The 18,946-nt window shown below is 72.7% G+C and carries 20 protein-coding genes and 1 pseudogene; 13 read left to right on the forward strand and 8 right to left on the reverse strand.

The features are described from left to right. The 4 genes and pseudogenes from BN948_RS26940 to BN948_RS18270 form a co-directional block, all read left to right on the forward strand. A pseudogene (locus tag BN948_RS26940) lies at positions 1 to 404 on the forward strand (PepSY-associated TM helix domain-containing protein); the annotation flags it as partial. Then, complete coding sequence (locus tag BN948_RS18260; RefSeq protein ID WP_009515639.1) at positions 404 to 700, forward strand: DUF3325 domain-containing protein; 297 nt, start codon at positions 404 to 406, stop codon at positions 698 to 700. The pseudogene BN948_RS26940 and the gene BN948_RS18260, both read left to right, overlap by 1 nt. 10 nt (positions 701 to 710) lie before the next feature. Continuing rightward, the gene (locus tag BN948_RS18265; protein ID WP_009515637.1) at positions 711 to 1,469 is read left to right on the forward strand and encodes an FkbM family methyltransferase; all 759 of its coding nucleotides are present in this window, start codon (positions 711 to 713) and stop codon (positions 1,467 to 1,469) included. A gap of 55 nt (positions 1,470 to 1,524) precedes the next feature. After that, complete coding sequence (locus tag BN948_RS18270) at positions 1,525 to 2,031, forward strand: pyridoxamine 5'-phosphate oxidase family protein (protein ID WP_009515635.1); 507 nt, start codon at positions 1,525 to 1,527, stop codon at positions 2,029 to 2,031. A gap of 35 nt (positions 2,032 to 2,066) precedes the next feature. Here BN948_RS18270 and BN948_RS18275 read toward each other — a convergent pair whose 3' ends face one another. Genes BN948_RS18275 through BN948_RS18285 form a run of 3 tightly spaced genes read right to left on the reverse strand, consistent with a single transcriptional unit; the run spans position 2,067 to position 5,114 of the window. Then, complete coding sequence (locus BN948_RS18275; RefSeq protein WP_009515634.1) at positions 2,067 to 3,647, reverse strand: alkaline phosphatase family protein; 1,581 nt, start codon at positions 3,645 to 3,647, stop codon at positions 2,067 to 2,069. 31 nt (positions 3,648 to 3,678) lie between these two features. After that, entirely contained in the window at positions 3,679 to 4,299 is a 621-nt protein-coding gene (locus BN948_RS18280) for a YceI family protein (RefSeq protein ID WP_009515633.1), read from the reverse strand. Beyond that, a complete protein-coding gene (locus BN948_RS18285) occupies positions 4,296 to 5,114 on the reverse strand; it encodes a CDP-alcohol phosphatidyltransferase family protein (protein WP_009515631.1) in 819 nt (272 codons plus the stop codon). Before BN948_RS18285 ends, BN948_RS18280 begins: the two co-directional genes overlap by 4 nt. Positions 5,115 to 5,216: 102 nt before the next feature. Between BN948_RS18285 and BN948_RS18290 the strand changes: the two genes are divergently transcribed. From BN948_RS18290 to BN948_RS18305, 4 genes are read left to right on the forward strand one after another with little or no spacing between them, the layout of a single operon-like run. Further along, complete coding sequence (locus BN948_RS18290; RefSeq protein WP_035623122.1) at positions 5,217 to 6,209, forward strand: zinc-dependent alcohol dehydrogenase; 993 nt, start codon at positions 5,217 to 5,219, stop codon at positions 6,207 to 6,209. A gap of 16 nt (positions 6,210 to 6,225) precedes the next feature. Next, entirely contained in the window at positions 6,226 to 6,660 is a 435-nt protein-coding gene (locus BN948_RS18295; RefSeq protein WP_009515626.1) for a 6-pyruvoyl trahydropterin synthase family protein, read from the forward strand. Further along, a complete protein-coding gene (locus BN948_RS18300) occupies positions 6,626 to 7,729 on the forward strand; it encodes a glycosyltransferase family 4 protein (RefSeq protein WP_202901780.1) in 1,104 nt (367 codons plus the stop codon). The genes BN948_RS18295 and BN948_RS18300 overlap by 35 nt, the downstream gene beginning before the upstream one ends. Further along, positions 7,726 to 8,580: a class I SAM-dependent methyltransferase gene (locus tag BN948_RS18305; protein ID WP_009515622.1), complete on the forward strand. Its 855-nt coding sequence runs from the start codon at positions 7,726 to 7,728 to the stop codon at positions 8,578 to 8,580. Before BN948_RS18300 ends, BN948_RS18305 begins: the two co-directional genes overlap by 4 nt. An 88-nt stretch (positions 8,581 to 8,668) precedes the next feature. Here BN948_RS18305 and BN948_RS18310 read toward each other — a convergent pair whose 3' ends face one another. Together BN948_RS18310 and BN948_RS18315 are read right to left on the reverse strand one after the other, a co-directional pair. Beyond that, positions 8,669 to 9,583: a RibD family protein gene (locus BN948_RS18310; RefSeq protein ID WP_051756222.1), complete on the reverse strand. Its 915-nt coding sequence runs from the start codon at positions 9,581 to 9,583 to the stop codon at positions 8,669 to 8,671. 13 nt (positions 9,584 to 9,596) lie between these two features. Then, positions 9,597 to 10,508, reverse strand: coding sequence for a hypothetical protein (locus BN948_RS18315; protein WP_009517437.1), 912 nt, complete (start codon positions 10,506 to 10,508; stop codon positions 9,597 to 9,599). A gap of 137 nt (positions 10,509 to 10,645) precedes the next feature. Between BN948_RS18315 and BN948_RS18320 the strand changes: the two genes are divergently transcribed. Next, positions 10,646 to 12,274, forward strand: coding sequence for a long-chain-fatty-acid--CoA ligase (locus BN948_RS18320; protein ID WP_009517436.1), 1,629 nt, complete (start codon positions 10,646 to 10,648; stop codon positions 12,272 to 12,274). A gap of 15 nt (positions 12,275 to 12,289) precedes the next feature. On the opposite strand, the gene BN948_RS18325 is transcribed toward BN948_RS18320, so the two are convergent. Further along, entirely contained in the window at positions 12,290 to 12,496 is a 207-nt protein-coding gene (locus BN948_RS18325) for a hypothetical protein (RefSeq protein ID WP_009517435.1), read from the reverse strand. Positions 12,497 to 12,642: 146 nt separating this feature from the next. On the opposite strand from BN948_RS18325, the gene BN948_RS18330 reads away from it, so the two are divergent. Beyond that, a complete protein-coding gene (locus tag BN948_RS18330; RefSeq protein ID WP_009517434.1) occupies positions 12,643 to 13,278 on the forward strand; it encodes an FMN-binding negative transcriptional regulator in 636 nt (211 codons plus the stop codon). Continuing rightward, a complete protein-coding gene (locus BN948_RS18335; RefSeq protein ID WP_009517433.1) occupies positions 13,275 to 14,087 on the forward strand; it encodes a GDSL-type esterase/lipase family protein in 813 nt (270 codons plus the stop codon). Before BN948_RS18330 ends, BN948_RS18335 begins: the two co-directional genes overlap by 4 nt. Here BN948_RS18335 and opgC (BN948_RS18340) read toward each other — a convergent pair. Beyond that, the gene (opgC, locus tag BN948_RS18340) at positions 14,062 to 15,237 is read right to left on the reverse strand and encodes an OpgC domain-containing protein (RefSeq protein WP_009517432.1); all 1,176 of its coding nucleotides are present in this window, start codon (positions 15,235 to 15,237) and stop codon (positions 14,062 to 14,064) included. The two genes, BN948_RS18335 and opgC (BN948_RS18340), sit on opposite strands and share 26 nt — an antisense overlap. Positions 15,238 to 15,375: 138 nt before the next feature. Further along, positions 15,376 to 16,509, reverse strand: coding sequence for an OpgC domain-containing protein (gene opgC / locus BN948_RS18345; protein WP_009517431.1), 1,134 nt, complete (start codon positions 16,507 to 16,509; stop codon positions 15,376 to 15,378). Between the two features lie 79 nt (positions 16,510 to 16,588). On the opposite strand from opgC (BN948_RS18345), the gene tadA reads away from it, so the two are divergent. After that, positions 16,589 to 17,974, forward strand: a complete 1,386-nt coding sequence (gene tadA, locus BN948_RS18350) for a tRNA adenosine(34) deaminase TadA (protein ID WP_009517430.1) — start codon at positions 16,589 to 16,591, stop codon at positions 17,972 to 17,974. Further along, positions 17,971 to 18,900, forward strand: coding sequence for an LD-carboxypeptidase (locus BN948_RS18355; RefSeq protein ID WP_009517429.1), 930 nt, complete (start codon positions 17,971 to 17,973; stop codon positions 18,898 to 18,900). Before tadA ends, BN948_RS18355 begins: the two co-directional genes overlap by 4 nt. Positions 18,901 to 18,946 lie beyond the last annotated feature (46 nt).

Genomic DNA, 18,946 nt, shown 5'->3' on the forward strand with positions numbered 1-18,946 from the left:
GGGTGGGGCGCCTCAACGTGGCCGTGGTCGCCGGGCTGCCGCTGGCCAGCGCGGCTTACCTGTGGGCCAACCGCCTGTTGCCGACGCACCTGCCACTGCGGCCCGAGGCCGAGATCCAGGCGTTCTTCGCGGCCTGGGCGCTGGCCCTGGCCGTGGCGGGGCTGTTGCGGCCGGCGCGCGCCTGGCCGCTGCTGTGGGGCGTGGGCGCGTTGCTGTTCGGCGCACTGCCGGTGCTCAACGCGCTCACCACACAGCGACCCTTGTGGCGCAGCCTGGCCAGTGGGGACGCCATCTTCGTCGGCATGGATGTGGCGTGCGCGGCGCTGGCGCTGGGCCTGGGTGCGATGGCCTGGCGCGCGCGCAAGCCCCACGGGCGGGCGCACACCAGGCAGCGGGAGGCCTGATGCACCTGCTGCTGTCGGGTCTGTGCACAATGGGCTTCGCGTCGCTGGCCCTGGGCATGGCGCGCCATCGGAACGAGCTGCTGGGCCGATCGATGCCACGCCCCGCGGGCCTGATCTGGCGCGCGCTGGGCACGCTCACGCTGACGCTGGCCTGGTGTCTGGCGTGGTTCGAGTGGGGCGCGGCCCTCGGTGCGGTCATGTTCTGGGCGCACGCCATGCTGGCCGCTGGCACGGTGTACCTGTTGCTGGTGGTGCGGCGACGGACGCATCACGAACGCGAGCAGCCGATACAGTGAGGCGATGGAAATGCCGAGCACTCGATGGACGAGCACGCTGGGCCTGCTGCGCTCGCTGCTGATCTACCGCGCCATTCCCTGGCGCGGTGCGCAGTTGCGGCGCTTCTACCGCCGCTTCGTGCCGGCGGGCGGGCTGGCCTTCGACGTGGGTGCGCACGCCGGCAACCGGGTGGCGGCGTTCCGTCAACTGGGCGCGCGCGTGGTGGCGCTGGAACCGCAGCCGGACTTCGCGCGGATGCTGCGGCGGCGCTTCGGGGGCGATGCGTCGGTGCTGGTGCTGGAACAGGCCCTGGGCCGCGAGAGCGGGCAGGCGCGGCTGATGGCGAGCCCGCGCACGCCCACGGTGGCCACGCTGTCGAGTGATTTCGTGTCGCGCGCGGGGGCGGCCCCGTCGTTCCAGGGCGTGCGCTGGGAGCCGGGACCCTTGGTGGACGTGAGCACGCTGGACGCACTCATCGCGCAACACGGCCTGCCCGACTTCGTGAAGATCGACGTGGAGGGATTCGAGCTGGAGGTGCTGCTGGGGCTGAGCCAGCCACTGCCGGCGCTGTCCTTCGAGTTCGTGCCGGCGGTGCGCGACGTGGCGCTGGGGTGCATCGATCGGCTGGAGGCGCTGGCGGGCGGGGGCGGCTATCGCTACGCGGTGTCCCTGGGCGAGCGGCAGCGGCTGCTGCGGCCCGAGGGGGAAACGGCCGAGGCGGTGAGCAAGTGGTTGCGGGGGCTGCCGGTGGATGCGCCGTCGGGGGACGTGCACGCCTGGCGGGGCTGAGCCGTTGCGGGGAACACCGATTGCCACGGGGGGGCTCCCCTTTGAAAGGCAATCCATGTCAGCAGAACAGAAGACCACCGCCGACCTGTGGAAGATGATCAAGGACATCCGCTTCGGCATGTTCACCACGCGGCACCGCCACGGCGAACACCAGGGCCACTTGCATTCGCGGCCGATGACCACGCAGAACAAGGACCTGGAGGACGGCCGCCTCTGGTTCTTCATGTCGCGTCAGGGCGACCCGGTCGCGGACCTCACGGCCGACCCCAGCATCAACATCAGCTACGCCGAGCCGGACGACGACACTTACGTTTCCGTGTCCGGCACGGCGCGCGTGGTCGACGACCCGGCCATGACCCGCACCCTGTGGAACACGGCCGTGGAGGCGTGGTTTCCCGGCGGGCCCGAGAACCCGGACGTGGCCCTGGTGGCGGTGGACATCGCGCACGCGCACTACTGGGACGTGAAGGAAAACCAGTTGACGCAGTTCCTGGTGATGGCCAAGGCCGCCGTGACGGGCAAGCCGCCCCGACTGGGCGAATCAGGCGAAGTGCGGCCCTGAGGCAAGCGCCCGGAGCGCTCAGGTTCGGCACCTGGTCAATGCGGTTCGGCGCGCCCGTCAAAGGCCAGCAGCAGCCAGCGGGTGAGGTCGTGCATCGCCCCAAGCGCGGGCGCGCCGGGTTGCAGCCCCGGCGTGAAGCCGATGGCCTCGAAGCGGTGGGCGAGGGCCGGGTCGCTGGTGATCACGTGCACCGGCACATCCCATGAGGCATTGCGCCCCGCCGCGCCACCGGGTGGCTGGTGGTCGCCGACGACGATGAGCACCTGGCGGCTGCTGGCCGTGCGCTCGAGGTGGCGCGCGAGCCAGTCGAACTGGTAGCGCAGGCTGTCGGCGTAGCCCTTGCTGGCCGACTGGCCGGAGGCATTGGCCGGTGGTGCCCGCAGCGGCTCGTCCAGCAGCAGCGGCAGCGGCTCGAATGGCGCGTGCGTGCTGACCGTGGGGAACACCGCGAACACCGGCCGGCGCGTGGCCGCCGGCGCGCTCAGCTCCTGCTCTTGCAGCAGCGCCATCGCCACCTGGTCGGGGATGCGCCAGTAGCCCACGTCCGGGCCCCGGTAGCCCAGGCGCGGGTCGTCGGCGAAGCGTTCGAAGCCGTAGAACGCGCCTTCGGGCCAGGCCCGTTTGATCCCGGGCATCCAGCCCACGGTGCGGTAGCCGTGCCGCGCGAAGTGGCTCACCAGCGTGGGGCGTTCGCTGGCCAACAGCAGTTGGTGGCGCACCGGGTCGGAGACGTCGATGCCCGAGAGCAGGCTGGCGTGCGAGAGCCAGGAGGCACCGCCGAAGGTGGCCGCGCGCACGCGGGCCGAGACGACCTGGCGCTCGCTGGCGGCGAGGGCGTGCTGCAAACGCTCACGCGACGGCGTTAGCGCAGCGAAAAGGTCGGCGTCATCCAACGCGACCGCGCCATAGGACTCGGCGAACAGCAGCACCACGTCGGCCGCGCCTTGCGGGCCGCGCAGCGATTGCAGGTCGGTGTCGAACGCCGGGCCGTGACCCAGTGCGGCCTTGCCATGCCCGGGCCACAGCACCTGCGCGAGCAGCGTGGCCTGGTTCCACAGCGTGGGCGTCAGTGGCAGCGAGAAGAACCAGCGCGTGTCGCGCTGATCGGGCACATAGGCCGCGAAGCACAGCGCCAGCGCGGCGGACGAGGTCACGCTGCCGCGTCGCAAGGCGGTGCTGGCCAGGGCGCGCGCCAGTTCAACAATGGCCCGGCGCGCCACCAGCACCAGCACGGCCGCCCCCAGCAGCAGCGCCAGCACCACGCCCGCCACGTGCCACCACGACCAGGACCGCGCCGCCACCTCGATCAGGTCGAGCGCGTGCCGGCCGTCCCAATACACGTTCACCGGCCGGCCCACCAGCGCGGGCGCGGTCACGTCGGCATAACGCACCGCCACCAGGGCCGCGGTGCCCAGCGCCAGCCCCGTGGCCGCGCGCGCCGACAGCGCGCCGCGCCAGGCCACCCAGCCCGCCAGCAAGGCCAGGCCCAGGCACAGCTCGAAGGACAGGCGGGGCATGTAGCGCACGCCCAGCCCGGGCCAGCGGTTCTCGAACGTGAGCAGGGTGTTGAGGACGAAGAACGCCAGGCCGACGCGCAGCCAGCCGGCGGCCGTCACGAGGCTGCCTCCGTGCGGCGCACGGCCGCGCTCACTGGCGCACCGCCTCGAACTCGACGATGAGGTCGACCGTGTCGCCCACCCAGCCGTTGTCCAGCGCGTAGTTCATGCCGTAGGCGCCACGGCGAAAGCTGCCGCGCGCGGACACGCCCATCACGTAAGGTTTGCGCCCGATGCCGCCCAGCGGCGACTCGGCGCTCTTGTTCCAGGTGGCCGTCAGCGTGAGCGGCTGCGACTTGCCGAGCAGCTCGAGCTGGCCGGCGATCTCGAAACGGCGCTCGGCCAGGCGTTTGGCCCCGCTGGCGGTGAACACCATGCGCGGGAATTCGCCGGAGTTGAGAAAGTCCGGCCCCTTGAGGTGCTCGTCGCGCTTGCGCTGGTTGGTGAACACGCTGGCGGTGTCCACCTCGATGCGCACCTCCGACAGCGTGCCGCTGGCCTCGTCGAAGCGGTAGCTGCCACGCGCCGCGCGGAAGCTGCCCAGCACCTTGGCGTAGCCGATGTGGTCGACCAGGAAGGCCACGGTGAAGTGGTCCGGGTCGATCTCGTAGCGCGGTGCCTGGGCCTGGGCCAGCGTGGGCGCGCCCAGCAGGCAGGCAGCCAGGGCGGCGCCCGCGACGAGGCCACGGCGGCGAAGCGTTGGGGTGTTCATGCGCGGGTCTCCGGTGGGGGGTGGCGTTGGCGCGCGATGTGGCGCTGGAGGTAACGGATGTCGATGGCGAACGAGGCGCTCAGCAGCAGCAAGCTCAGCGCGGCGATGGCCGAGGCCAGTGGCACCGGCACGATGGGGCCCAGGCAGACGATGAGGGCGGTGATCTGCACCACGCACACCGTCTGCCGGCGCACGCTGGGCGGCAGCGGGCCGGCCAGCCAGGGCAGGAAGGCGGCGGCGGCCACGAAGGCGTAGCGCATCAGGCCCGAGGCCAGCACCCAGGGCCCCGCCTGGCCGGCCTGCCACACCAGCGCGCACAGCACGAGCATGAAGGCGGCGTCGGTTTCCATGTCGAAGCGCGCACCGAAGCGGCTGGCCAGGCCCTGGCGGCGGGCCAGGGCACCGTCGGCCGCGTCCAGCACCGCCACCACGGTGGCGAAGACGATGAGCGCCCAGCCACCCACCGGCTGCGCCGACGGCGGTTCGGCGGGCACGGCCTCGCCCAGCAGCGCGGCCACCAGGGCCATGCCGGCCAGGCGCGCCAGCGTGACGCGGTTGGCCGCGCCGAAGCGCGCGTGCGGGTGGCCGCCCAGCGCCAGGCCCCGCCAAACCAGCGCGGCGCCCAGGGCGTAGGCCAGCAGGGCCTTGAGAGGGTAGTCCGTGCCCAGCCCACCCGCCAGGGCAACGCCGCCGGCCACGCACGACAGCACCAGCGCGGTGCCGGCCAGGGCGCGCCCGGCGTCGAGCCGCAGGGCCCTGCCCGGTGGGAAGACGGCGGCGGCGGCGGGGTTCATGGCGGTGGTGCGGTGGGCCATCTAAGATGAATGGAGTACCGCGAGGTTCCTCGCGATGGCGCGCGGACGCAAGCCCTCTTTGCGTTCCTTGCGCCCGATGCCGACCGAACCGCCCACTTCACCTTGACCGACGCCCCACACACCACCACCGCCCGGGCCTGCTGGGTCGCCGGCCCGTCGCGCGCCGAGCTCCGCTCCGAGACCCTGCCGCCCCTGCGCGAGGGCGAGGTGCGCGTGCGCTGCCTGCACAGCGGCGTGAGCCGGGGCACCGAAACGCTGGTGTTTCGCGGCGAGGTACCCGCCAGCGAAGCGCAGCGCATGCGCGCGCCGTTCCAGGTGGGGGACTTTCCCGCGCCGGTGAAGTACGGCTACGTGGCCGTGGGCGTGGTGGAGGCCGGCCCGGCGCACCTGCTCGGCCGCGCGGTCTTCTGCCTGCACCCGCACCAGACCGTGTTCCAGGTACCGGTCGAGGCGGTGACGCCACTGCCACCCGGCGTGCCGCCCGCGCGCGCCGTGCTGGCCGCCAACCTGGAGACCGCCATCAATGCCCTGTGGGACGCCGCGCCACGCCTGGGCGATCGCATCGCCGTGGTGGGTGGCGGCACGCTGGGCCTGCTGGTGGCCTGGCTGGCCGCGCGCCTGCCGGGGGCCGAGGTGCAACTGGTGGACCCGGTGGCCGCGCGCGCGGCCATTGCGCACGCACTCGGCGCGGGCTTCGCGCTGCCTGAGGACGCGAGGCCCGAGGCGGATCTGGTGATCCATGCCAGCGGCCAACCGGCCGGGCTGGCCACAGCTTTGCAACTGGCCGGCTTCGAGGCCACGGTGCTGGAGCTGAGCTGGTACGGCACGCGGCCGGTGGCGCTGCCGCTGGGCGAGGCCTTCCACGCGCGCCGCCTCACGCTGCGCAGTTCGCAGGTGGGGCAGGTGGCCACCGCGCAGCGCGCGCGCTGGAGCCACGCGCGCCGGCTTGCGCTGGCGCTCTCGCTGCTCACCGACCCGGCGCTGGACGCCCTCATCACCCACCACGCGCCTTTCGACGAGCTGCCCGGCGTGCTGGCGCGCCTGGCCGGTGGCGACACCGCGACGCTGTGCCAACGTATCGACTACCCCACTTGAACCCCTGAAACCCGACATGTTCAGCATCACCGTCCGCGACCACTTCATGATCGCCCACAGCTTCCGGGGCGAGGTGTTCGGCCCCGCCCAGCGCCTGCACGGCGCCACCTACATGGTCGACCTGGAGCTGCGCCGCGCCGCGCTCGACCCCGATGGCATCGTGGCCGACATCGGCCTGGCCACGCAGGTGCTGCGCGAGGAACTCGCCCGGCTCAACTTCCGCAACCTCGACGAACTGCCCGAGTTCGCGGGCCGCAACACCACCACCGAATTCCTGGCGCACGCGCTGTTCCAGCGCCTGGCGGCGCGCATCGCCGCGGGCGAACTGGGCCCGCACGCGGTGCCGGGCAGCGCCTCGGGCGGCCTCACGGCCATGCGGGTGAGCCTGCAGGAATCGCACGTGGCCTGGGCCGCGTATGAAGCGGTTCTGGCCCCGCTGGTGGCGGGCTGAGCCGGTGCGCGCTCCCTGCGTGATGCTGGTGCCGGGCGATCCGCTCACCCCCACGGGTGGCTTCACGTACGACCGGTGCCTGCTCGAGGCGCTGCGCTCGCGCGGCCGCGCGGTGGAGGTGTTGCGAATCGACGGCGACTGGCCCTGGCCCGACGAGGCCACGCGGGCAGCGGCGCGCGCGGCCTTCGCGGCCTTGCCCGACGGCACCTGCGTGATCGCCGACGGCCTGGCCTTCGGTGCGCTGGATGCCGAGGTGGCGCCGCACGCACAGCGCCTGCGCTGGCTGGGGCTGGTGCACCACCCGCTGCACCTGGAAACCGGACTGGACGCTGCGCAGGCGCGCCGGCTGCGCGAACAGGAGGCGAGGGCGCTGCGGCACACGCGCCAGGTGGTGGCGGTCAGTGCCACCACGGCGCACGAGGTCGCCGCGCTCGGCGTGCCGGCAGAGCGCATCGCGGTGGTGGAACCGGGCAATCACCTGCCGCCGTCGGTGTCACGGCCAGCCACGGCGGGCGGTGTGCAACTGCTCTGCGTGGCCACGCTGACGCCGCGCAAGGACCACGCGCTGCTGCTGCGCGCGCTGTCGGGCCTGGTCAAGCTGGACTGGACCCTGCACTGCGTGGGCAGCGCCGAACGCGACGCGGCCTGCGCCAGCGGCCTGCTCGCGAGCACCGCCTCGGGGCCGCTCGCGGGGCGCGTGGTCTGGCACGGCGAGTTGGTCGACGCGGCGCTGCAGGCGCGCTACGCGGCGGCCGATGTCTTCGTGCTCGCCTCGCGCTACGAGGGCTTCGGCATGGTGATCAATGAGGCCCTGTTGCACGGCCTGCCCATCGTGGCCAGCCGCGCGGGCGCACTGGCCAGCACCGTGCCGGCCGAGGCGGGCCTGCTGCCACCGGCGGGCGACGAAGCCGCCTGGCGCGACGCGCTGGCCCGGGTCATCAGCGATGCCGCGCTGCGCGAACGCCTGGCCGGGGGCGCGCGCGAGGCCGCCCGGCGCTTGCCCTCGTGGGCCGAGCAGGCGGCGCGCTTCGACACCGTGATGGATGCCGTGATGGGAGCGCCGCAATGACCAAACCCGAGACCTTTGCCACCGACTGGCTCGCGCTGCGCGAGCCCTTCGACGCGGCGGCGCGCGAATCCTCGTCGCGGCTGGTGGCGCGCCTGCGGACCCTGCGGCCCGGGCCCGAACCCTGGCGCGTGATGGACCTGGGCTGTGGCACGGGCGCCAACTGGCGCTGGCTGGCGCCTCGCCTGGGCGGTGAGCAGCAATGGCTGGCCCTGGACCACGACGCGGCGCTGCTGCGCGCCTGGCCCTCGCCGGCCGATGCCGACGCGCCGCTCGACGAGCCCGTGCGCTGGCGCGGCGTGCGCTTCGACGCCACGGCGCTGCGGCGCGAAGCCGAACTCGGGCGCGGGCTGCACGCGCTGCCCTGGGCGCAGGTGCAATTGGTCACGGCCTCGGCGCTGCTGGATCTGGCAGGGGCCGAGTGGCTGGACGAACTGGTGCGCCGCGCCACCGAGGCGCGCGCCACGCTGTTCTTTGCGCTGAACGTGGACGGGGGGCACGACTGGACACCGACCGTGGCCGACGACGACTGGGTCGGCGAACTGTTTGCCGCCCACCAGGGCCGCGACAAGGGCCTGGGGCCGGCGCTGGGCGCGCGGGCCGTGCCTTGGCTCCAGCAGGCACTGCGCGAGCGCGGCTATCGGGTGGCGCTGGGGCGCAGCGATTGGCACGTGCGGCGCGGGGACCAGGCCATGAAGATGGCCATGATCGACGGCTTCGCGCGCGCCGCGATCGAGCAGGAGCCGACGCAGGCGCCGCTGGTGCGGGCGTGGCGGGCCCGTCGTCTGCGCAGGCTCGGCTGGGGCAGCTTGCGCGTGGGGCACCTCGATCTGCTGGCCTGGCCCGCGCCTTGATCGAACCCCCACGCTCCGCCGCTGCGCGGGTCGCTGCCCCGCGAGAAGGCTGATCCGCCTTGGGGCGGCCCGGCGGCGGATCCTGACGTCAATCCTGCGGCACCTGCCCCGACAGATCCAGGTCCCACAGCGTGTCCTCGCCCAGTGCCACGCGGTGCGCGGGCGGGCGCGGGCAATCGGCCATCACGGTCTGCGCCGGCACGCGCAGGCCGCGCCGGCCCTGGCCCACCAGCACCGGCGCCACCGCCAGGTGCAGGCGCTGCAGCGCGCCCGCGGCGAAGAAGCGCGACACGGTGACGCCGCCGCCCTCCACGAACAGCACACGCAGGCCGCGCTCGGCCAGCGCGGCGACGGCGCGCCGCACGCCCGGGCCGTCGCCATTGGCGCCGATCAGCCCCGGCACACCCAGCACCTCGGCCGGCGCGGCGGGGCCGCGCGGCAGCCGCTCGCGCGCGGCCTGGGCGTGGCGCTCGTCGCACAGCCACAGCGTGGGCGCCAGGCCATCGCGCAGCGCGCGCGAATGGCCGTCAAGGCTGGCCGACGGGTCGAACAGCACACGCACCGGGCTCGGCCCGGGCACGCGGCGGGTGGTGAGCTGCGGGTCGTCGATGGCCACGGTGCCGACGCCCACCAGCACCGCGTCACACAGCGCCCGCAGGCGGTGCAGGTGCAGCAGGCTGTGCGCGCCGTTTACGTAGTAGGAGTCGCCCGAGGCGGTGGCCACGAAGCCGTCCAGGCTCTGGCCCATCTGGGCGATCACCCAGGGTCGGCCGTCGTGGGCGGTGCGCGCGTCCAGCAGCGGCTTGTAAAGGCTGAACAGCTCCGCGCTGCGCGCGCTGTACCTGCCCTGCAGGCGCCAGCCTTCGCCGTTGCTCAGGGCGGGTCCGGCGTGGCCGCTGGTCGCGGTGCCCAGGCGCACGGCCAGCAGGCGAGCCCACAGCGCTGGCCAGTCGCGCGGCACATCGGTCAGGGTCTGGGGGCTGGGTTCGGAGGGGCGCGCCATGTGCCGCTATTCGCTATTGCCAACGCGGCGTGTAGTACGGGTCATCCGGAACGGTGGTGCCCGCATCGGCCGGGGGTGCACCCGCACTGGCCTGCCAGAGCACGGCCAGCGCCACCGGCAGCGCGGCCAGCAGCGCCACCACCAGCGGGCGCCAGCGCCAGTGCCGTGCGCTCCAGGCGAAGCCCGCCAGCCACCAGGGTGCCGTGAGTGACACGCCCAGCAGGCCCAGCGAGGCCAGCGGCGCCTGGCCGCCCGCGTGCACCAGGCAGGCCAGCGCCAGGCCAGCGACACCCAGCGGCATCAGCGCGGCGGCCGACAGGCGCAGCCCGGCGCGCGGCAGGCCCCAGACCCACAGACCGGGCAGGGCGGCGCACACCGCCAACACCAGGCCCAGTTGGGCCAGCAGCAGGGAGCCGCCCAGGCCGCCCAGCGCCGTCAGGCCCAGCAGCGCCACCGCCAGCGCGGCGGCCGAGCCCGCGGCCCCGGTGGGTTCGGCCTGTGGCGCACGCGGCGACCAGGCCAGCAAGGCCAGCAGCAGCACGCCCGCGGCCACGGCCAGCAGGCGACCCGGCGTCGGCATGGGGCCCAGCAGCCAGGCCGCGGCGCCGAGCCAGGCGAGCGCGCCCAGGCCCCAGGGCCGCGCGGGCACGTCGGTGTTGCGCGCGGCGCGCGAGTCCAGCAGCGCGGGCAGCATGGCCAGCAGGCCGAGCAGCGCGATCCAGGGCAGCTTGTGCGCCTGCGCCGTGGCGGGCCACACCAGGCCAGGCCACACGGCCAGCGACAGTGCCAGTGCAATGGCCCCGCCCATGGGCCACCAGGGGCGCAGCCCCGGTGCGCGCGCCGTGCGCAGCAGGCCCAGACAGGCCAGGCACAACAATGCGGGCTGCACGAGGCTCTGGAAGGCGGGGTGGTGAAGGGCGTCCATTGGCGGGGGGGTGGGGCGGCGCCATCATCGCACCGGCGGGTGCGGTCGTGGGGACTGCACCACAACGCCGGCCTGGAATGAGAATGGCGGGCAACACCAACACGCGCCGCGAGCGCCACACACGGAGACAAGAACCCATGCTCAAACCCGGCCTCATGATGGACCGCCCGCTGCTGATCTCGGGCCTGCTCGAACACAGCGCCGCGCAAAACGCCACGCAGGAAGTGGTCTCGCGCGAGACGCACGGTCCCACGGTGCGTCTCAGCATCGCGCAGATCGCGCGGCGCGCGCGCCAGTTGGCCAACGCCCTGCGCGGACTGGGCCTGCAGCCCGGTGATGCGGTGGCCTCCATCGCCTGGAACAACCACCGCCACCTGGAGGCCTACTACGCGGTGTCGGGCAGCGGCATGGTGATGCACACCTGCAATCCGCGCCTGCACCCCGAGCAGCTCGTGTACATCCTCAACCACGCCGAGGACCGCGTGGTGCTGTTCGACAGCACCTTCGCGCCGCTGGTGCAGGCCATCGCAGACAAATGCCCGCACGTGAAGGCCTGGGTGTGCCTGAGTGACGCCGAACACCTGCCCGCGGCCGGCGGCGCCGTGAAACCGCTGGCGTACGAGGACCTGATCGCCCACCAGCCCGACACCTTCGACTGGCCCGAGTTCGACGAGAAGACCGGCGCGGTGCTCTGCTACACCTCCGGCACCACGGGCAACCCCAAGGGCGTGCTGTACTCGCACCGCGCCATCGTGCTCAACGCCACCACGGCCTGCCTGCCCGACGTCCTGGGCCTGTCCACGCGCGAGAGCGTGCTGCCGGTGGTGCCCATGTTCCATATCAACGCCTGGTGCATTCCCTACGCGGCCATGGTGGCGGGCGCGCGCATCGTGCTGCCCGGCCCGCGACTGGACGGGGCGAGCCTGTACGAGCTGATGGAAAGCGAGAAAGTGACCATCAGCGCGGGCGTGCCCACCATCTGGATGGGCCTGCTGCAGCACGTGGAGCAGGGCGGCCTGCGGTTTTCGACGATGCGGCTCACGGCGGTGGGCGGCTCGGCCATGCCGCGCGCGCTGATCGAGAAGTTCAACGACGTCTACGGCGTGGAAGTGCGCCACGGCTGGGGCATGACGGAGACCGCCGCCATCGCCACGCTGAGCAACCTGAGCGCGGCCGATTGGGAGAAGCCGGCCGAGGAGCGCCACGCCCTGGTGGCGCGCCAGGGCAAGGTGGTCTCGGGCATCGAAATCAAGGTGGTCGACGAGATGGGCACCACGCTGCCGCGCGACGGCACGTCGCAGGGCGAACTGATGGTGCGCGGGCAGTGGATCGTGGAGCGCTACTACAAGGCCGAGCGCACGGCCCTGGTGGATGGCTGGTTTCCCACGGGCGACATCGCCACCATCGCCCCCGACGGCGTGATGACCATCCGCGACCGCACGAAGGATGTGATCAAGAGCGGCGGCGAGTGGATCAGCTCCATCGACCTGGAGAACGCCGCCGCCGGCCACCCGGCGGTCGCGCAGGCGGCGGTGATCGGCATCAAGCACCCCAAGTGGGACGAGCGGCCCCTTCTGCTGCTGGTGCGCAAGCCCGGCGCGGCGCTGGAGAAGGACGAGATCCTGGGCTTCCTGGCCGAGCGCGTGGCCAAGTGGTGGGTGCCCGAGGACGTGGTGTTTCTGGACGCGCTGCCCGTGGGCGGCACGGGCAAGGTGCAGAAGAACGAGCTGAGGAAGCGCTACGGCGGCGTGTTCAGCGGCGCCTGAATCGCGCGGGCGCGCTCAGAAACTCGCCCAGCGTTCGGGGTCGGCCTCAAGCCGGCGGGGCCGCCGGCGCAGCCACAGGCCCGCCGCCAGCGCGCCCATCGCCAGGCCTTCCGCGCCCCACCACGCCAGGCGGCCGGTGCGCCAGGCCGCCACCGCGAAGGCCAGGCACAGCAGCACGCCCGCGAACAGGGCCAGGGACAGGGATTTGAACGGGTTCGGCATGGGGGCGCTCCGGCAACGACGGGTCTTGTGGCCAGGATCATGGTTTCCCCGCATGACAGTGGCATCACACCGGGTGCCGTGGCCGATTGCATATGAAACAATCCGCCGACGCCCCCGGCACCCACGGCCCGAGGCCGCCGACCTGCATGTACCTCCCGCCCCAGTTCGCCACCACGGACCCCGCGATCGCTCTGGCGCTGATGCGCGCGCACCCCTTCGCGCAGCTCATCACCACCGACGACGACGGGTTTCCCTTCCTCACCCCGCTGCCGCTGCACGTGGTGGAAGCGGGCGAGGGGGGTGAGGGCCTCACCCTGTTGGGCCACGTGGCGCGGCCCAACCCGCAGGCGGCCCACCTGCGCGCCCGGCCTCAGGCGCTGGCGGTGTTCAACGGCCCGCACGCCTACATGACGCCGCGCGTCTACCCCGACCTGCAGCGCGTGCCGACCTGGAACTACCTGACGGTGCAGGCGCGTGTCGAGGCGCGCTTCATCGATTCCTTCGACGACAAGGACCGCCTGCTCAAGCACCTCATCCACGACCACGACCCGGCCTACGCCGAGCAGTGGCGCGGCCTGCCCGAGGACTTCCAGCACAAGCTCATGCAGGGCATCCACGCCTTCGAGCTGCGGGTGCTGGAACTTCGCTGCAAGGTCAAGCTCAATCAGCACCGCCGCGAATCCCACGCGGCGATGCTGCGCCTGTACGAGCAGGGCGGCGAGCAGGAGCAGGCCCTGGCGGGCTGGATGCGCCGGCTGAACCTGGGAACCACCGAACCATGATGACCGACCGTTTCACGAGGGGTCGCCGGCTCGCCGCGTACGCGCTGGGCGCCGCGCTGAGCCCGCTGGCGGGGGCGCAGGGCGTCGGGCCAGCGGGGCCCGTCGCGCTGCCTGCCGGCTTCGCCACCACCAGCGCGGTCGAGCGCCTGGTGAACCTGCCGCCGGCTGTCGCCACGCCGGCGGCGGCGCGCTCCGTTTTCGACCCGCTGGTGGCCGAGCTGCGCTGGCGCGCCAGCCTGCAGGCCTTCGCCGAGCAGGACCGCCTCTCCCGCCCCCAGCCCGGCGGTGTGCTCTTCGTGGGCAGCTCCTCCATCCGCCTGTGGGACAAGCTGGAAAGCGCCTTCCAGCAGCAGCCGGTGATCATCAAGCGCGGCTTCGGTGGTTCGCGCCTGGCCGACTGCGTGGCCTTCGTCGACCGGCTGGTGCTGCCCTACCAAGCGCGCCAGGTGGTGCTCTACGCGGGCGAGAACGACCTGGACGAGGGCGCCACGCCCGCCGAGGTGCTGCTGCGCTACGAGCGCTTCGTGCAGCAGGTGCTGCAGGCCGCGCCGGCCACGCGCATCGCCTTCGTCTCGATCAAGCCCAGCCCGGCGCGCGAATCGCTGCTGCCGGCGATCCAGGCCACCAATCGGCTCATCAAGGCCTACACCGAAGGCCACCCCCAGCTCGATTTCATCGACGTGCACAGCGCCATGCTGGATGAAGCCGGCCGGCCCAAGGCCGACCTATTCGGCGCCGACCGCCTGCACCTCAACGCCACGGGCTATGGCGTCTGGCGCGAACTCATCGCGGCGCGCCTGAAGCTCTGACACGGACCGCCGAGCCCACCCGCCCGGCGCCACCGCGCCGCCAGCGCTCCAGCGCGCGGGTGGCCCAGGCCGTGGCCCACAGGCCCGCCAAACCCAGCACCAGCACGGCGGTGTCGATCCACCAGGAGCGCTGGTCCGTGGTCGCGCCCAGCAGAGCCAGCGCCACCAGCGACATCACGAGGTGCGCGCAAAACACCTGCAGCGAGGCCCTGCCCAACAACTCGAGCGCGCGCAGGCGTGGCAGGCGGTGCGCCAGGCCCGGGCCGAAATGCAGGGCCAGCAAGAGCAGCGCCATGAAGTCCAGCAGGCGCAGCGGCCCCAGCGTCCATTTGTCGAACATGCGGTTGACCGCGTCCACGCCCGGCAGCGGCACCTGGCCAATGGCGTGGCGCCAGACGAGGCACAGCAGCGCCATGAACAGCGCCAGCAACAGCATCCAGCGGGGGATGGGTGGCATCGGCTTCTGCCCGGCCTCGTGCCGCGTGGCGCCCATCCACAGGCCCAGCATCCACAGGAACTGCCAGGCCAGGATCTCGAAGGCGCCCATGTCCTGGTAACGCACCGGCAGCGCCACCACCCGCTGCAGGGCGCCGTGCAGCAAGGGCCCCAGGCCGAACTGCGCGCCGAACCACAGCGCCAGGCTCAGCCCCAGCATCCAGCCCCAGGCACCGCGCCGCCCGTGCATGATGACCAGCGGGCTGACCACCATGAACACGATGTAGATCGGCAGGATGTCCAGCAGCGCGGGGCTGTACAGCAGCAGGGCGGCGCTGAGCATGGCGGTCAAAGGCTGGGCCAGGTAGAAGGCCAGCAGGTCGGTGACGGCGGGCTGGCGGCCCGCGACAGCCAGGCCCGCGATCACCGTGAAGGCAAAACCGATCAGCGCGATCTGGCAGGCGTAGAGCGCCACCGCGCGGCCCCAGAAGGCCCGGCGCATGGCGAGCTCACCGTCGCGCCGGCCCCGGGCGGCGTACACCAGGCCAGCCATGTAGGCGGAGAGAAAGACGAAGCCCTCGGCGGCCGAGACGAAGCCCAGGGGCTGCCCCGTGATCGACGCGTAGCGCGTCGGCAGGTGGGTCGTCGTCATCAGGATGAGCATCAGGCCGCGCAAGGCGTCGAGCTCCCAGCGACGGGTGTCCGTGGATCGCATGGCGCAACAAGCGGGGTGAGGGGGCGCGTGGCCTGACCATCCGGAGCAGGGCACCCAAGGGCCACAAGGCGGGCAGGTTCCAGCCTGCTGGAGCGCCGGGCAGAGGGCGAAGTTCCCCGTCGCGGGGCGCCCGGGGGCTCAGCGCAGGGCGCTGGCCAGTGTGGGCCGCAAGCGGCCCCCCTGGTCTCGCCACTGGGCGGCCAGGGCCACTGCGAACAACCCGGCGAAAGCGGCGGCCAGCAGCAGGGCGTCGGTGCTCCAGGGCCTCAGCGTCTGGATGGAGCCGAAGAAGGCCAGCGTGAACAGCACGATCACGAGATGCGCGCAGAAGACGGGCAGCGACTGGCGACCCAGTAGCTCCAAAGGCAGCGGGCGCGGCAGCGCGCGCCACAGCGGCGCGCTGGCCAGCAGCAGGGTGACGAGGCAGGCGCCGTTGAGCAGGCGCAGCGGGCCCAGGGACCACTTGTCGAACAGCGCGGCGACGGCGGGCACGCCGGGCATCGGGTCTTGCCCCACCATGTGGCGCCACAGCAGGGCCGCGGATGCCAGCAGCAGCGCCGGGCCCCAGGCCCACCAGCGCGCACGTGGCAGCGGCGTGCGGCGCGTGCCCAGCCACAGCCCCACCACCCACAGCAGTTGCCAGGCGAACAGATGGAAGGCCCCCATGTCGCGGTAAGGCACGGGCCAGCCGGCGGCGCGCGCCAGGCCGTGCAGGGCCGCGCCCAGGCCCCACTGCTCGGCCAGCCACAGCAGCAGGCTGGCGCACAGCAGGCCGCGCCAGCCCTGGCGGCGGCCGTGCGCCAGCAGCCACGGCGTGAGCAGCATGAAGAGGATGTAGAGCGGCAGCACGTCCAGCAGCGGCGGGTTGTGCAACAGCACCAGTGCCGCGCCCACGGCGGTGGCGCGGTCGATGAAGAAGAATTCGAGCAGCCCCGTGACACCGCCCTGGTGGCGCACCACACCCAGCCAGGCGATGAGCGTGAAGGCCAGCAGCAGCAGCGCCGCCTGGCACAGGTAGAGCTGGCCGGCGCGCCGCCACAGGCCGCCGCGCAGTTCGGCGAACCCCACGCGTTCGGCCCGCGCGCCGTAGACGCGCCCGGCCAGCAGCGCCGACAGGAACACGAAGCCCTCCGCCGCCGAGACGAAGCCGAAGGGCTGGCTCAGCACCGGCGAGAAGCCGGTGGGCATGTGGGTGAGGGTCATGAGCACCAGCATGAGGCCGCGCAGCGCGTCGAGCTCCCACAGCCGGCCGCTCGCGCGGGTGGTGGACATTTTTGAGGGTTTTCCCTGGGCAACCCGGGATCATGCCAGAGCGCGGGGGCAGTCAATGCGCTCGCCTACACTCGCCCGCATGACGCCGAGCCAGGACCGCGACGAAGCCTTCATGCGCCTGGCACTGGCCGAGGCCCGCGCCGCCGCCGAGGCCGGCGAGGTGCCCGTGGGCGCCGTGCTGGTGAAGGACGGCACCGTCATCGCCACCGGCCGCAACGCGCCCATCGGCTCGCACGACCCGAGTGCGCACGCGGAGATGTTGGCCCTGCGCGAAGGCGCGCGCCGCCTGGGCAACTACCGTCTCGACGGCTGCACCCTCTACGTGACGCTGGAGCCCTGCGCCATGTGCAGCGGCGCCATGCTGCACGCGCGGCTGGACCGCGTGGTGTACGGTGCCCCCGACCCCAAGACCGGCGCGGCGGGCTCGGTGATCGACCTCTTCGCACAGCGGCAACTGAACCACCAGACGCAGGTGCAGGGCGGCGTGCTGGCCGCAGAGGGCGCCGAGCTGCTGCGCGATTTCTTCAAGGAGCGCCGCATGAACCCCCATCCCCTGCGCGAGGACGCGCTGCGCACGCCCGACACCGCTTTCGAGAACCTGCCCGGTTACCCCTGGGCGCCGCGCTACCTGAGCGATCTGCCGGCGCTGAACGGGCTGCGCCTTCACTACCTCGACGAAGGCCCCGCCGATGCGCCGCTGACCTGGCTCTGCCTGCACGGCAACCCGGCCTGGAGCTACCTCTACCGCCGCATGGTTCCCGTGTTCCTCGGGGCGGGGTACCGCGTGGTCGCGCCTGATCTCATCGGCTTCGGCAAGAGCGACAAGCCCAAGAAGGACAGCGCCCATTCCTTCACCTGGCACCGCCAGGTGCTGCTGGAGTTCGTCGAGCGGCTGGACCTGCGCCACGTGGTGCTGGTGGTGCAGGACTGGGGCGGCCTGCTGGGCCTGACGCTGCCCATGGCCGCGCCCGCGCGCTACCGGGGCGTGCTGCTGATGAACACCACGCTGGCCACTGGCGAGGCGCCGCTGTCGCCCGGCTTCCTGGCCTGGCGCGAGATGTGCGCGAGCAAACCCGATTTCTCGGTGAGCCGCCTGTTCGCGCGCGGCAATCCGCAGATGAGCGAGGCCGAGTGCGCGGCCTACGACGCGCCGTTCCCCGACCGCGGCCACCGCGCCGCCTTGCGTGCCTTCCCGCCCATGGTTCCCGAATTCCCCGACAGCGACGGCGCCGCCGTCAGCCGCGAGGCAAGCCGCTTCTGGCGCGAGCAATGGCGCGGCCAGAGCCTCATGGCCATCGGCCAGCAAGACCCGGTGCTCGGCGAGCCGGTGATGCGCGCGCTGCGCGAGGACATCCGCGGCTGCCCCGAACCGCTGCTGCTGCCGCAGGCCGGCCACTTCGTGCAGGAGCACGGTGAGCCCATCGCGCGCGCGGCCCTGACGCATTTTTCTTCATCGAATCCATGAGCAACATCTACATCTATTCCCCCGCCAGCGCCGTGCGCGACAAGGCCGCGTTTCGCCGTGGTGTGAAGCGCCTCAAGGCCCTGGGCCACGAGGTCGAGATCGACGCCGATGCGCTGCGCGCCCACATGCGCTTCGCGGGCGACGACGCCACCCGCCTGGCCGCCATCGGCCGCGCCGCGGCCAGTGGCGCCGACGTGGCGCTGATCTCGCGTGGCGGCTATGGGCTCACGCGCATCCTGCCCGAGCTGCCCTACAAGGCCATCACGAAAGCCATCGAGAAGGGCACGCGCTTCGTGGGCCTGAGCGACTTCACCGCGCTGCAGCTCGCGCTGCTGGCCAAGACCGGCGCCACCACCTGGGCCGGCCCCGCGCTGGGCGAGGACTTCGGCACCGAGGCCGAGCCCGACGAGATCATGCTGGCCTGCTTTGGCGACCTGCTCGACGGCTCGGCCGAGGGTTCGGGCTGGACTCTGCCGCTGGCCGATGCCAAGGCGCACGCCACCAAACCCAAGCGGCACGTGCACGAAGCCACGCTCTGGGGCGGCAACCTGAGCGTGCTGTGTTCGCTGGTGGGCACGCCGTACCTGCCGGCGGTGAAGGGCGGGGTGCTGTTCCTGGAGGACGTGGGCGAGCACCCTTACCGGCTGGAGCGCCAATTGACGCAGTTGCTGCTGGCGGGCGTGCTGGACGCGCAGAAGGCGGTGCTGCTGGGCGCGTTCAACCGCTTCAAGCCGGTCCCGGGTTACGACCGCGGCTTCTCGCTCAAGTCCGTGACGGACTGGCTGCGTTCAAAGACGAAAACCCCGATCTACACCGGCCTGCCTTTCGGGCACGTGCCCACCAAGGTGCTGCTGCCCGTGGGGCGCACGGTGGACATGGTGGTGGAGGGGCGCGATGCGCTGATCTTCTGGGGGCATGAGCATTGAGCACCCCCGCCACGCTTCGCGTGACCCCCTCGAGGGGGCGGCACCT

Origin of the sequence: Hydrogenophaga intermedia (assembly GCF_000723405.1) — a bacterium.
GTDB lineage: Bacteria > Pseudomonadota > Gammaproteobacteria > Burkholderiales > Burkholderiaceae_C > Hydrogenophaga > Hydrogenophaga intermedia.